The 12,904-nt window shown below is 51.7% G+C and carries 16 protein-coding genes; 5 read left to right on the forward strand and 11 right to left on the reverse strand.

Annotation, left to right across the window (positions count from 1 at the left end):
- The 5 genes from KKD83_06835 to KKD83_06855 all read left to right on the forward strand — a co-directional run.
- Positions 1-546, forward strand: a 546-nt coding sequence (locus KKD83_06835) for a nicotinate-nucleotide--dimethylbenzimidazole phosphoribosyltransferase (protein ID MBU2535861.1), incomplete at its 5' end; no start/stop codon positions are given.
- Positions 539-1,288, forward strand: coding sequence for an adenosylcobinamide-GDP ribazoletransferase (gene cobS / locus KKD83_06840; protein ID MBU2535862.1), 750 nt, complete (start codon positions 539-541; stop codon positions 1,286-1,288). The genes KKD83_06835 and cobS, both read left to right, overlap by 8 nt.
- A gap of 12 nt (positions 1,289-1,300) precedes the next feature.
- Positions 1,301-1,978, forward strand: a complete 678-nt coding sequence (locus tag KKD83_06845; GenBank protein MBU2535863.1) for a diphthine--ammonia ligase — start codon at positions 1,301-1,303, stop codon at positions 1,976-1,978.
- Positions 1,979-1,980: 2 nt separating this feature from the next.
- Positions 1,981-2,550 carry a bifunctional adenosylcobinamide kinase/adenosylcobinamide-phosphate guanylyltransferase gene (gene cobU, locus KKD83_06850; GenBank protein MBU2535864.1) on the forward strand — a complete coding sequence of 190 codons (570 nt, stop codon included), beginning with the start codon at positions 1,981-1,983 and terminating at the stop codon, positions 2,548-2,550.
- Positions 2,551-2,693: 143 nt separating this feature from the next.
- The gene (locus tag KKD83_06855) at positions 2,694-3,581 is read left to right on the forward strand and encodes a hypothetical protein (protein MBU2535865.1); all 888 of its coding nucleotides are present in this window, start codon (positions 2,694-2,696) and stop codon (positions 3,579-3,581) included.
- Positions 3,582-3,742: 161 nt separating this feature from the next.
- On the opposite strand, the gene trpA is transcribed toward KKD83_06855, so the two are convergent.
- The 11 genes from trpA to KKD83_06910 form a co-directional block, all read right to left on the reverse strand.
- A complete protein-coding gene (trpA, locus tag KKD83_06860; protein MBU2535866.1) occupies positions 3,743-4,522 on the reverse strand; it encodes a tryptophan synthase subunit alpha in 780 nt (259 codons plus the stop codon).
- Positions 4,519-5,718: a tryptophan synthase subunit beta gene (gene trpB, locus KKD83_06865; protein MBU2535867.1), complete on the reverse strand. Its 1,200-nt coding sequence runs from the start codon at positions 5,716-5,718 to the stop codon at positions 4,519-4,521. The genes trpA and trpB overlap by 4 nt, the downstream gene beginning before the upstream one ends.
- Positions 5,702-6,361, reverse strand: a complete 660-nt coding sequence (locus KKD83_06870) for a phosphoribosylanthranilate isomerase (protein ID MBU2535868.1) — start codon at positions 6,359-6,361, stop codon at positions 5,702-5,704. The genes trpB and KKD83_06870 overlap by 17 nt, the downstream gene beginning before the upstream one ends.
- Positions 6,358-7,125: an indole-3-glycerol phosphate synthase TrpC gene (gene trpC, locus KKD83_06875; GenBank protein MBU2535869.1), complete on the reverse strand. Its 768-nt coding sequence runs from the start codon at positions 7,123-7,125 to the stop codon at positions 6,358-6,360. The genes KKD83_06870 and trpC overlap by 4 nt, the downstream gene beginning before the upstream one ends.
- 11 nt (positions 7,126-7,136) lie before the next feature.
- On the reverse strand, positions 7,137-8,153 hold the full coding sequence (gene trpD / locus KKD83_06880; GenBank protein ID MBU2535870.1) for an anthranilate phosphoribosyltransferase: 1,017 nt from the start codon (positions 8,151-8,153) through the stop codon (positions 7,137-7,139).
- Complete coding sequence (locus KKD83_06885; protein MBU2535871.1) at positions 8,146-8,817, reverse strand: hypothetical protein; 672 nt, start codon at positions 8,815-8,817, stop codon at positions 8,146-8,148. The genes trpD and KKD83_06885 overlap by 8 nt, the downstream gene beginning before the upstream one ends.
- A 153-nt stretch (positions 8,818-8,970) precedes the next feature.
- The gene (locus tag KKD83_06890; protein MBU2535872.1) at positions 8,971-9,540 is read right to left on the reverse strand and encodes an aminodeoxychorismate/anthranilate synthase component II; all 570 of its coding nucleotides are present in this window, start codon (positions 9,538-9,540) and stop codon (positions 8,971-8,973) included.
- On the reverse strand, positions 9,524-10,963 hold the full coding sequence (gene trpE, locus KKD83_06895; GenBank protein ID MBU2535873.1) for an anthranilate synthase component I: 1,440 nt from the start codon (positions 10,961-10,963) through the stop codon (positions 9,524-9,526). Before trpE ends, KKD83_06890 begins: the two co-directional genes overlap by 17 nt.
- A gap of 385 nt (positions 10,964-11,348) precedes the next feature.
- Positions 11,349-11,690 carry a hypothetical protein gene (locus KKD83_06900; protein ID MBU2535874.1) on the reverse strand — a complete coding sequence of 114 codons (342 nt, stop codon included), beginning with the start codon at positions 11,688-11,690 and terminating at the stop codon, positions 11,349-11,351.
- Between the two features lie 51 nt (positions 11,691-11,741).
- A complete protein-coding gene (locus tag KKD83_06905) occupies positions 11,742-12,002 on the reverse strand; it encodes a hypothetical protein (protein ID MBU2535875.1) in 261 nt (86 codons plus the stop codon).
- A 10-nt stretch (positions 12,003-12,012) separates the two neighbouring features.
- On the reverse strand, positions 12,013-12,627 hold the full coding sequence (locus KKD83_06910) for an HAD family hydrolase (protein ID MBU2535876.1): 615 nt from the start codon (positions 12,625-12,627) through the stop codon (positions 12,013-12,015).
- Positions 12,628-12,904 lie beyond the last annotated feature (277 nt).

Genomic DNA, 12,904 nt, shown 5'->3' on the forward strand with positions numbered 1-12,904 from the left:
ATGGGCATCGGTAACACCACGGCCAGCAGCGCTATCTGTGCCGTTATGACGGGAAAACCGGTGGCTGAGGTAACAGGGCAGGGCACCGGCCTGACGGATGAGCAGTTGCAGCATAAAATAATTGTAATCGAGCGGGCTCTCGCTATAAACCAACCTGAGCCGAGTAAGCCGCTGGAGGTACTGGCGAAAGTGGGTGGGTTTGAAATCGGGGGGTTGGTCGGGGTAATGCTGGGAGCGGCAGCGAAGCGCATTCCGGTGGTTATTGACGGCTTTATCTCAGGCGCCGCGGCGCTCATTGCCACGGCACTGTCACCAGGATTGAAAGACTATCTGATTGCGGCCCACCTTTCGGCGGAACCGGGTCACCGTATATTGCTTGAACACCTGGGATTAAAACCGTTGCTCAGCCTGGACATGCGTCTGGGCGAAGGCACCGGGGCTGCACTGGGAATATTTTTAGCTGAGACCGCGGCCAGGGTTCTGAATGAGATGGCTACCTTTGGTGAAGCTGGAGTATCGGAAGGAGATAAACAGACCATTGACTAGGTTTCTGGCGGCTTTGCAATTTCTGACCATCATCGCCGTACCATGGCGACGAGAAGTGAAGGCAGATGAAATCGGACGTTCTGCCGGTTACTTCCCGGTGATAGGGTTCATCATCGGGCTTATACTGGTCGGTTTAAACTGGATTTTCGGTATTCTGCTACCACCTGTGGTAGCCAATGCGCTGCTCCTGGCTTTCCTCGCCGTCATCAGCGGGGCAATGCACCTTGATGGCTTCGCCGATACCTGTGACGGGTTAGTTGGCCACAAGACGGTGGAGGAAAGGTGGCAGGTGATGCGCGATAGCCGGGCCGGGGCCTATGGTATCGTTGGCGTTGTTCTAATCTTATTGGTGAAATACGTTTCGCTGAGCAGTATCCCGGCAGATTTAATGATGATGACGCTGATACTGATGCCAGTCATAAGCCGATGGGCGATGACCTACGCCATTTTCGCCTATCCCTATGCCCGCCCCACGGGTTTAGGGAAGTCATTCAAGCAGGGGACTACCTGGCCAAGGTTCACCATGGCGACGGTTATAACGGTTGCAATAGTGGCAGTAATCGGGCAGCTGGCTGGCCTGGCCATCCTGTTTCTCGTCTGGTTGGTCACCCTGGTGATGGCTGCTTATTTCAAGAGCCGATTTCAAGGGCTCACCGGCGATAACTATGGCGCCATAAATGAGGTTGCCGAAGTCAGCGTGCTCATCTTCATTACCATACTGGTACAGTTTGGGCTGGCCTAGGAAGGAGCGACATTGAGTAAAGTATTTGTATCATGGAGCGGAGGCAAGGAAAGCTGCTTTACCTGTTACCGGGCGATAGCAAGCGGATTGAAAGTCAGCTATCTGGCTAACATGGTAACTGAGGACGGGACACGCTCTCGTACTCATGGACTTTCATCCAGGATACTCCAAATGCAGGCACAGGCAATAGGCATTCCTCTGGTGCAGCGGCAGGCCACCTGGCAGAGCTATGAAAACGAGTTCAAGAAAATGGTCGGTGAATTGAAGCAGGAAGGCATTGAAGGCGGCGTCTTCGGTGATATCGACCTTGAGGAGCACCGGGAATGGGTGGAAAGGGTCTGTCGGGAAGCTGGAATCACGTCCCATCAACCCCTCTGGGGCCAGAGCCAGGCAGAAATACTGAGGGATTTTGTTGATTCTGGATTTGAAACCATTGTCGTAGCCACCAGGGCCGACAAGCTTGGCGAAGAATGGCTGGGAAGAAAAATCGACGCCGATTTCGTTGAACAGATAACTGAAATGAGCAAGACACAGGCCATTACCCCCTGCGGTGAGACCGGAGAGTACCATACCCTCGTGGTTGACGGTCCTCTGTTCCAGAAGCGGATGGAAATCACGGAAGCCAGAAAGGTATTCAGGGACGACCACTGGTTTCTGGAAATCGTTAACGCCGAACTGAAGGCGAAGTAATCATGGCGAAGATTGTGCTTATCATCGGTGGAGCGCGCAGTGGAAAAAGCCGCTACGCGGTGGAGCTTGCCCGGAAGAAAGCGGAGAAGGTGCTTTTCGTGGCTACAGCGGAGGTGGGTGACGAGGAGATGAGGCAGCGCATTGAGGAGCACAAGAAAGCAAGGCCAGCTACCTGGCGAACACTGGAAGTCCAAATCGATGTGGGGAAAAGGATACAGCAGGAACTGGGCGATGCTGCAGTTGTTATCGTTGACTGTATCGCTCTGCTGGTGAACAACGTTTTAAGTCGGCAGTACAGCGTGAATAACCACACCAAAAGGCCGAAAGCTATTGAGAAAGCAGTCGAAGATGAAATAAACGGATTAATTGCCTGTTTCCGTCAGGTTGAGGCGAATTTCATCGTGGTCAGCAATGAAGTGGGCACCGGGATAGTGCCGGCGGATGAAATGAGCCGATTATACCGTGATTTGCTGGGCAAGGCCAATCAGATGCTGGCGCAGCATGCCGATGAGGTGCTGATGATGGTGGCCGGAATACCGCTCCGGATAAAAGGCAACGATTCAGGCCAGTAAATTGAAGTCAATAGTCAAAAATCACAATTTTACTTTTCTAACGCAAAATACACTATGCCTGGTTTTTTGATATACTTTTTATTAATGATTAACATACATACCTGCTTCATCTAATTTGTAATAACTCAAAAAGGATACGGATAATGTCAGCCCAACTGTATTTACGCAGTAGATGTGATGTACTTCTCGGTCATGGAGACTTGAACTTAGTAGGTTCGGGTGAATACTGCAAAGATTATGATTTTTCTATTTCTAAGTCTGGACAATTAATAAAATTAAAATTACCCGAAGATGGAAAGACCATTATAGCTGAAACTGTCATTAATAATATCAATCCAGATATCATACAAATACTAAGAGCCAGTGACTACGATAGCCTCAATAAAACTGAACAAGGTAAATTAAGAGAAATAACAAAGCCTATTGTAGATTCCATGAGAGAATTAGTTGGTCTTATTAAACAAGAGCATACTAGGTTTGATATCAGTGATTCACTAATAGGTAATGTTCGTACTGAATGGTCACTTGGAGCTGGCAAGTGGTATTCAACACCTTATAGCATAACTATCGAAGGTGGCGCTTTGCCTGGGCTTGGTAATATGGATGATAAGATGGCGCAACATCTACAAGAATTATTATCAAAAAATGAGCAACCTCTTGTCGCAATCAATTACTTACATCAGGCAATAAATTCAAATTCTACACGTTATCAATGGATATATGCAACCATTTCAGCAGAGTTGGCTATTAAAGAGATATTAATTAGAATAGAGCCCAAACTTGAAGTTATACTTAGCACATTACCATCTCCCCCATTAGAGAGACTATATGGTGATGTCTTGGAATCTTTATCGGGAGTCAAGCCACAAACAAGTGACTTAAATAGACTAAAATGGGGTGCAATACGTCGTAATAAACTTATACACAGCATTGAAAATGAGCCTCCTTCTTTCGAGGAGGCTAACGAATACAACCATTTCATTAATGATCAGATTAAGTGGCTTCTATATCAATATCGCCATAGAAAATAATACTTAGAACTATATATTCTCCCTGTATCAATATATTTGCTAACATTTTTGCTAACGAACTTCAACATATGAAATGGTATTCAGGATTGCTTGTTTTCACCCGATGGGATGATACACCTGTATTTATTAATCAGAGTGCAACAGTTTCGAGACCTGTTGACTTAATCCGTGTGATCGAGAGCGTTCCTTAATTGCCTCGTGAAATCGACCAGCTCTATCAGAGAACTATCAGACTCAATAAGCTGAATTATCCGGCTGCCCACAATTACCCCGTCGGCTATCCTGGCTAATTGCCGTGCCTGTTCCGCGGTGGATATCCCAAAGCCAATGCACAGGGGCTTGTTGGTCTGGTTTCTGACCTGTGTTACGAATCCTTCCAGGTTTTCCGACAAACTGTCTCTGGCGCCGGTTACGCCGATTACCGATACCAGATATATGAATCCCTGGGAGTGCTCCGCCACGAGCCTGATGCGCTCGTCATTGCTGGTGGGGGCAAGCAGATAGATGAGGTCGAGTTTGTGTTTTTGAGCAACTGCTTCCAGTTCTTTCCCTTCTTCCGGCGGCAGGTCGGGCACAATAAGACCGCTCACGCCGGCGTCGGCGCATTGCTGGCAGAAGGCATCAAGGCCGAAGTGATACACCGGATTGTAATAGGTCATAAAGACCAATGGCGTGGTGATTTCCCGGTGTAACTGACTGGCCATCTCCAGACAAAGCTGTGGCGTGACACCGTTCTGGAGTGCCCGGTGGCTGGCTCGCTGAATGGTGGTGCCATCGGCCAGGGGGTCGGAGAAGGGGATGCCCAGCTCGATGATGTCAACGCCATTATTTGCCAGCGCGAGCGCTGCTTTTTTAGTCACTTCAAGGTCAGGATAGCCCACCGTGAGATAGGCAATCAGCGCTTTGTAATCCGGTTTGAAGACGGAAGCAATCTGGCTCATTTCTTCTTGTCCATATATCTGGCGACTATTTCCAGGTCCTTATCTCCGCGACCGGAAAGGTTGACCACGATGATTTTATCGGTGGGCAGGTTAGACGCTATTTCAGCAGCATGGTAGATGGCGTGGGCGGGCTCCATGGCCGGGATGATACCTTCCGTGGTACAGAGAAGCTGAAACCCTTCCACCGCCTGTTCGTCGGTAACGGCGACGTAGCTGGCACGTCCGATGTCTTTATAGTAGCTGTGTTCCGGCCCCACGCCGGGATAGTCCAGTCCGGGAGCGATGCTGTGGGTCTCACTTATCTGACCGTTATCATCTTCCAGAAGGTAGGATTTGGCCCCGTGCAGAACACCCACCTTACCCGCGGCCAGAGGTGCTGCATGGCTTCCTGTCTCCAGACCTCGTCCACCAGCCTCGACGCCAACAAATTCAACCCCCGCATCGTTGAAAAAGGGATGAAAGAGGCCGATGCTGTTGCTGCCCCCACCGACGCAGGCCACCAGATAGTCGGGCAGGCGATGGTATATGGAGAGCATCTGGTCTCTCGTTTCCTGTCCGATTACCGATTGAAAATCGCGCACCAGCAACGGGTACGGGTGAGGGCCAACCACCGACCCGAGCAGGTAATAGGTGTCACCGACATTGGTGACCCAGTCGCGAATGGCTTCGTTGATGGCATCTTTGAGGGTGCGGCTGCCGGAGGAAACACTGCGGACCTCGGCGCCCATCAATTTCATACGGTGGGCATTGGGGGCCTGCCGCTCGATATCTTCCTCGCCCATATAGACAACGGCTTTTAGGCCGAGCAGGGCACAGGCGGCGGCAACAGCCACGCCATGCTGTCCGGCACCGGTCTCGGCAATCACCCGCTTTTTCCCCATGCGCTTTGCCAGCAGTGCCTGCCCAACGGCGTTATTTATCTTATGTGCTCCGGTGTGTGCCAGGTCTTCCCTTTTCAATAAGATAACCGCGCCTCCGGCATGCTCCGATAGCTGACGGGCATGATACAGAGGGGTAGGTCGGCCGATATATTCGCGGCACAGGTGTTGAAACTCGTCCTGAAAGACTTTATCAGCACATGCTTCACCATAAGCCTGCTCAAGCTCATCGAGGGCTGCCATCAGCGTTTCCGGAACAAACCTGCCGCCGTAATCACCGAAGTAACCGCGGATGTCTGGTTTACCCACTGTGCTCATCGAACCTCCTTACGGCTCTAATAAAAGCCCTGATTCTGGATATATGTTTCACACCACCCACCTCCACGCCCGATGATACATCCACGCCCCAGGGAGCCACTTTATCGATAGCCGGACCGACGTTTTCCGGGGTAAGGCCACCGGCCAGGAGCACCGGATATACCTCGGCCACGTGTTTGGCCAGATTCCAGTCGAGCATTTTCCCTGTCCCACCGTATTTCCCCTGGAACTCCGAATCCAGCAGAAAAACATGTTTCTGGCTGGACAGAGCTGTAGCCCCTTCTGCTAAATAGTCGCAGACCTCAGCAGCACTCTGACCGCGTTTCACCCTGACGGCTTTTATCACCGGACGGGCAATCTCACTGCAGTACTCCCAGGGCTCGTCGCCGCTCAACTGCACCCTGTCCAGATAACAACTATCTGCAATCAGGTTTACCGTTGCCACGTGTGAATTGACAAATACACCGACCACTTCGGTTGGGCGGTCGCTCTGTTTTACCGCCATGGCAATTTTCTGCGCCTGTTCCAGAGAAATCCGCCGCGGGCTGGGGGCGAAAATCAGTCCGATTAAGTCCGCTCCAGCTTCAGCAGCCGCCAGAGCATGTTTTTCCTCTTTGATGCCGCAAATCTTTATATATGTCATTTCACCAGTTCTCTCAGCTTAACTGCGATATCATTAGACGTAAGCAGTGCCTCGCCTACCAGGGCAGCATCGATGCCCCAGCTTTTCAGATAATCAATGTCCTGTCGACTGCTTATGCCGCTCTCACTGACCACAACCCTGTCCTCCGGTATCAGTGGCCGCAGACGCTGCGTGGTGCCGATGTCAACCTGAAAGGTCTTCAGGTCGCGGTTGTTGATACCTATGATTCGAGCGCCGCTGCGAAGTGCACTATCAACTTCGCTTTCATTGTGCACCTCAACCAGACAGCTCAGACCGAGTTCATGGCTCAGCGCCAACAGCTCATCAAGCTGCTCCTGTTCCAGTATCGCCACGATGAGCAGCAACGCATCGGCACCAAAGGCGCAGGACTCGTAGACCTGATAAGGGTCAAAAATGAAGTCCTTCCTGAGGAGTGGAATCTTAATATCCTCCCTGATTTCAGCCAGGTGGTCGAGGTTGCCCTGGAAATACTTGCTTTCCGTCAGCACCGAAATGGCTGCCGCACCATTATCCGCATACGTCTTGGCCAACGCCACAGGATTGAAATCATGGCAGAGGACGCCTCTGGAAGGCGATGCCCTTTTGACCTCGGCAATAATGCTGACGCTCCCCTTTTTCAGAGCGGCGGCGAAGTCCAACGTCCCCGCACATTGGGCAATCCGTGATTCCAACTCAGAAACAGGCACCGCTTTCTTGTGCTGCTCTAGTTCTTCCTTCTTATCGGCGACAATTTTGTCCAGCATAGTAGTTGCTTTTATCCCAGTTTGTTACTCAGTCGAATCAGGCCTTCAAGCTTTTCTCTGGCCTGGCCACTGTCGATGGCGACTTCGGCGAGGCGTACTCCTTCTTTCAGGTCTGCCGCCCGCCTGCCGGCATAAATAGCGGCCGCCGCATTCAGCACCACCACATCGCGCTCGGGGCCTTTTTCACCATTGAAGATTCGACGCAGTATAGCGGCGTTTTCCTCCGGCGTCCCTCCCCTGATTTCCGAGATTCCGGTTTTCTTAAGGTTAAAGTCGGCGGGTTCAACTTCAGACGGGGGCTGGACACCCTGCTCATTGACCTCCCAGACCATAGACTTACCGCTGATGGAGAGCTCGTCCATGCCATCAAGGCTGTGGACCACGAGGGAGTGTTTTGTGCCCAACCTGTGAAGTACGGCGGCGATTTTCTCGCCCAGCTCTTTATTGGGCACGCCTATTACCTGAAACTCAGCGCGGGCGGGATTTGTCAGTGGCCCAAGGATATTGAAAACCGTCCTGATGCCGATTTCCCGTCGCGGGCCGGCGGCGTGTTTCATCGCCGGGTGAAAGATAGGGGCGAACATGAAGCCAATGCCCACTTTTTCCAGGCATTCGGCGACGGCCTGGGCATTGAGGTCGATTTTGACGCCCAGCGCTTCGAGAACGTCGGCGCTGCCGCACTGGCTGGTCATGGCACGGTTGCCGTGCTTGGCGACTTTCAGTCCGGCGCCGGCGGCAACGAAAGCGGCGGCGGTGGAAATGTTTATGCTGGAGCAGTTATCCCCGCCGGTGCCGCAGGTATCAATCATTGGCGGCGTTGCCTTTACCGGGACGGCTTTTTCCCGCATGACGCTGGCCAGACCGGCGATTTCATCCACCGTTTCCCCTTTGATGCGCAGCGCGGTGACAAAAGCGGCAATCTGGGCCGGCGTTGCCTCCCCGCCCATTATCTCCTCCATCACGGCCGCCGCCTGCTCAAAGCTCAGCGAGCTGCCTGAAACCAGATTGCTGATGGCTTCTTTAATCATTTTTTAACTCCACTATATTTTGTTCTTCTTCTAGCACAAAACTCTCTACATCAACGTGCCTTTCAAAACAAAGATAGCTAACCCATGTGCGCTTATGAATGTCGTTGTATTTTACGGCAACAATCCCAGGATATTTGCGTTTAATTACTTCTTTTAATCCTGGCAACCACGCCTCTTTTTCAAATCCCAATTTAACTAAACCTGTAGGAGCTCTACTTATATTAGTTTGCCATTCTTCATCAAGTGCCAAATATCCTCTATTATCACCAAAATAAGTTTCTTCAGGGCTCCACAGAGCTGCCCATAGATTTATCGCTGGTCCCTTACCTACATTTCGTATAGTTATTGTAAATTCCCTAGATGGTGGCTTTCCTTTTTCATCTTTATCCCATTGAACAGCTTCGCCATTTAATTTTATCAAGAGATAAGGCCGTGCTTCACTTAAGCGCTGCTCTCTCATCTCTTCAGCCATTTTCACGCTGGCTTTAGCAATATCAGTAGTTCGCTTTGCGTAGATAAATGTAATTAGTACAAGAGCGAAAGTTAATAATACTTGAGCAATGTTGATTTTAGCTTCATTTACTACGGTAACAATTAATGCAGCTACTATCGCAATAAACACTACAAAAAAGATGCCGGATTCAACTTTATCTATTGTTTTCACTCCTTCACACCCCCTTTCGTTTCTTATCTTTTCCCGGCCGCCCTCGTCTCATCGGCGGCTTAGCCTATAGTTTCCCCCTTTGGGAAAGGGGGATAAAGGGGGATTTCATTTAAAAATCCCTCTCAATCTCCCTTTACAAAAGGGAGAGGATACTTACTTTCTCATCTCCAAAAAATTTCTTAATAAATCCTTACCCACCTCGGTCATTATGGATTCCGGGTGGAACTGCACGCCCTCGATGGGGTACTGGCGGTGACGCAGGCCCATGATGATGCCGTTTTCCGTCCAGGCGCTGACCTCAAGGCAGTCCGGCAGGTCATCGCGCATCACCGCCAGGGAATGATAGCGGATGGCAGGAAATGGCTCGGGCAGGCCCTCAAAAAGTCCCCGGCCGTCATGGTGGATGAGGGATGATTTACCGTGCTTGATTTCACCGGCACCTTCAACTCTGCCTCCGTAACTATAACCGATACACTGGTGCCCCAGGCAAACGCCCAATATGGGCAAGTGCTGACCAAAATGTCGGATCACCTCATTGGAGATGCCGGCCTGTCGTGGAGTGCCCGGTCCGGGGGAGATGACAATGAACTCCGGCGACAGCCTTTCCATCTCGTCAAGGCTGATTTTATCGTTGCGGAACACCTTCACCTCTTCTCCCAGTTCGCTGAGGTACTGGTAGAGGTTGTAGGTAAAGCTATCGTAATTATCAATCAACAGGAGCATGACTGGCCTCCGCCTGCTTCATCGCGGCAAGCAATGCCTGCGCTTTGTTCAGGCTTTCCTGGTATTCATTTTCTGGAATGCTATCGGCGACAATACCTCCGCCGGCCTGCATATGGGCAACGCCGTCCTTGATGACAATGGTGCGGATGGTGATGGCGGTATCGAGGTTGCCGGAAAAATCGAAGTAGCCAACGGCGCCGGCATAGGGGCCCCTCTTATCCGGTTCCAGTTCGGCAATAATCTCCATGGCTCGAATCTTCGGTGCCCCGGAAACGGTGCCGGCCGGGAAGCAGGCCCTCAGGGCATCGAACTGGGTCATCCCGGCCCTCAATTTCCCCTGAACGTGGGACACCAGATGCATCACGTGCGAGTATCTTTCGATATCCATGAACTGCGTCACGGAAACGGTGCCCGGCTCGCTGATGCGGCCGATATCATTGCGGCCGAGGTCGACCAGCATGATGTGCTCGGCGCGTTCCTTCTCGTCATTGAGAAGTTCCCTGGCCAGTTCCAGGTCGCGGTCGGGGTCATGGCTGCGGGGTCGGGTGCCGGCGATGGGGTGGTTGGAGACGACGCCGTCCTCCACCCTGACCAGCAGCTCGGGAGAAGCACCAATGATATGGCAGTCGTCAAGGTGCAGGAAGTACATGTAGGGGGAGGGGTTGATCGAGCGCAGCGCACGATAGATGGCAAAAGGTGGGGCACTGGTACGCTTGGACAGGCGCTGCGACAGGACGGCCTGAATGATATCTCCGGCATATATGTGGTCTTTGGCTTTGTTCACTATATTTTCAAAATCGACTTTAGTAAGATTTGAAGTAACCGGCGACTCTAATTCTGCGGATGGCGAAAGTGCAGCGCCGATTGGCTGCTTTAGTCTTTCCGCCATACGGTCGATTTTATCCGTTGCCTCACGGTATGCCTGCTCGATATCACCGTCAAGATAGGCGTGGGCTACTATCTTTATCTTGTGAGTCAGGTGGTCGAAGACCAGCAGCGTATCCGCCAGCATAAGAATGGACTCCGGAAGGCCGAGGGGGTCGTTCTCCGGGGTGGGTAATCTCTCAAAGTACCGTGCCACTTCGTAACTGAGGTAGCCGACGATGCCGCCATGAAAGCGGGGCAGGCCGGACACCGGCACCGGCCGGTAGTGCTGGAACTCCTTTTCGATGAGTGTCAGCGGATCGATGGGGTTTTCCCTGCCAGTCTTGATAACCTGAGACGGTTCCGTGCCGATGAAGCTATAGCGGGCAAGCCTTTCCCCGCCCTCCACACTCTCCAGTAGGAAGGAATAGTTGCCACGGGCTATCTTGAGGTAGGCGGACACCGGTGTCTCCAGGTCGGCCATCATCTCACGGTACACCGGCACCAGATTGCCCCGTTTCTTCAGTTTCTTGACTTCTTCTAAATCAGGATAGTACATATTTATTACCTTTTTGGGGAATAAAAAAACCCCCGCCCTGGAAGGGGCGGAGGCTGCTACCGCGGTGCCACCCTTCTTGGTCATTGGAGATAAAAGGAATATATGACCATCTCTTTCAGGTACGGTCCTTTTCTGGAAGGACGATACCCTGGGGTCTGATAACGCTTCCCCTGCGTCAAAGCCTAATCGCTATTGCAGCTTTCGGTTTGCGGCTCCCGGGTCCATTCCGCTCCGGCGCTGGCATCGGCTCTCACCTTACCCGACTCTCTGCGCCCCGCTCTGGAGCCTACTAGTCCTGTTCGCAGCCTTTAACTATTACTATTACAGTATACAGACAAACGGGAGGCTTTTGTCAAGTGGAAGCTGTAAAACGTTCAAAATTGGCTTACTCGGTGAAGGCCAGTATACCCGGTATTATCAGGTTCACTACAGGGATGATCATCAGTATTCCCAGCCAGGACGGATGCTTTCTGGCGCTGGCAATCCCCATCCACACGATGACGCCGAGGACGATATTTACCAGCGGGATGAAAAACAGGATGGTCCACCAGCCAGAATGTCCGGCAACCTTGCACGTCAAGTACAGGTTGGCAATCGGTATCCAGGCAAGCCAGGCATTCCTGGTACCAGTCTTGTTGGCGATGATGTGAAGGGTGAGCGCCAGCCAGACATATATCGCCAGACCCCAGAACCCGTTCAATTCAGAGGCTACTATCCAGTTCCACATTTTTCACCTCATTCAATCTCAGATGGTAGTTTGGATATGACCTTCCCACTCTCATTTGAAACGGTCGGTGATGCTTTTGCCGAAATCCTGCGCTGCTTTGCCTACCTCCTGGAATTTGGTTTTGACATCCTCGTCCTGAAAGCGGTTGCCGAAGGTCTTGGCCGCATTGGCGGCGCTATCGCCGAATTCTTTGGCCTTTTCCTTGAGCTGGGGGTCGTTGAAGATTTCGCTTATGGCCTCGCCAAAGGCACGGAACATCTCGCCAAAACTGTCGGCGGTACCCTTTTTATCTTCTTTCTCTTCCGGTACCATGTCAGCCTCCTTATTTATCGGCCATAGCCTTCATCAAATTGGCCGCTCTTTTGGTATTGAACACGCCGCAGGCACACTGCGGTGCCAGCAGCCTGGCCGCGTCTTCGGGCGTTTTGGTTCCTGCCTTTATCTCCCTCACCATCTCCTTGACCAGGTCTGGTGCAATCAGGGCGTGGCCGCACATGGTGATAACCTCAAGGATGTCATCGCTGGGCAGTTTCCCCGTCCGGCCCCAGATGCCGAGAGAAAAATTGCCGGTGTGGTGTTTCAGCCCCGCTTTCTCCAGACACTCATCAACCTTCTCATAAATGCCGCTGACGATAATGGAAAGGCCGAGGTCCGCCTCCTTGAGTTCCTTCAGGACGGCGGTTACGTCTTCCTGATTGTCGAAGACGGCGTGGCCTACCTTGCTGGCATTGGCGATAACCTCCTCTGCCTTATCTATCATGCCACCCATGGAAACGCTGCCGATATTGACCGCATTATGGCGCAGAGCGATGCGCAGGAATTCCTGGCACTTTGGGATATGGCCCTCTTCATTGTAGCCGACTGCCTGCAGCATCATCATGACATAATCTTGGCTCAGGCTTTCGGCGCTGCCACGGCGATGCAAAGTGTGTGTCATTCGTATCCTCCTTATACATTATACATTATGCTCGTTGGACACGAGATTAGTTCCGGGGATATTATAATTAATCCAGTTATTAATAGTCCAGTCGCGTGTTATAATGCACATCAGGTATCATTTCAGACGGTCCGGTTGGAGGCTCAAATGTTCAAGACCAGATGGCAGTGTCTAATCTTATCAGTACTTATCGCCATCTTCGTCACGGGATGCACGGCAACGCCAACCGCCCCACCAATCGCACCACCAACCGCCAAACCTGAGGCGGTATTGATAG

The organism is Chloroflexota bacterium (assembly GCA_018829775.1).
Classification (GTDB): Bacteria; Chloroflexota; Dehalococcoidia; order Dehalococcoidales; family RBG-16-60-22; genus E44-bin89.

What these genes read in the sequence shown, in the direction of transcription:
- trpA (MBU2535866.1), bottom strand. Translation starts at nt 4,522, where the DNA reads ATGAGCCAGATTGCTTCCGTCTTCAAACCGGATTACAAAGCGCTGATT.
- cobU (MBU2535864.1), top strand. Translation starts at nt 1,981, where the DNA reads ATGGCGAAGATTGTGCTTATCATCGGTGGAGCGCGCAGTGGAAAAAGC.
- trpD (MBU2535870.1), bottom strand. Translation starts at nt 8,153, where the DNA reads ATGATTAAAGAAGCCATCAGCAATCTGGTTTCAGGCAGCTCGCTGAGC.
- KKD83_06900 (MBU2535874.1), bottom strand. Translation starts at nt 11,690, where the DNA reads ATGTGGAACTGGATAGTAGCCTCTGAATTGAACGGGTTCTGGGGTCTG.
- KKD83_06855 (MBU2535865.1), top strand. Translation starts at nt 2,694, where the DNA reads ATGTCAGCCCAACTGTATTTACGCAGTAGATGTGATGTACTTCTCGGT.
- KKD83_06890 (MBU2535872.1), bottom strand. Translation starts at nt 9,540, where the DNA reads ATGCTCCTGTTGATTGATAATTACGATAGCTTTACCTACAACCTCTAC.
- KKD83_06870 (MBU2535868.1), bottom strand. Translation starts at nt 6,361, where the DNA reads ATGACATATATAAAGATTTGCGGCATCAAAGAGGAAAAACATGCTCTG.
- KKD83_06910 (MBU2535876.1), bottom strand. Translation starts at nt 12,627, where the DNA reads ATGACACACACTTTGCATCGCCGTGGCAGCGCCGAAAGCCTGAGCCAA.
- trpB (MBU2535867.1), bottom strand. Translation starts at nt 5,718, where the DNA reads ATGAGCACAGTGGGTAAACCAGACATCCGCGGTTACTTCGGTGATTAC.
- trpC (MBU2535869.1), bottom strand. Translation starts at nt 7,125, where the DNA reads ATGCTGGACAAAATTGTCGCCGATAAGAAGGAAGAACTAGAGCAGCAC.
- KKD83_06905 (MBU2535875.1), bottom strand. Translation starts at nt 12,002, where the DNA reads ATGGTACCGGAAGAGAAAGAAGATAAAAAGGGTACCGCCGACAGTTTT.
- trpE (MBU2535873.1), bottom strand. Translation starts at nt 10,963, where the DNA reads ATGTACTATCCTGATTTAGAAGAAGTCAAGAAACTGAAGAAACGGGGC.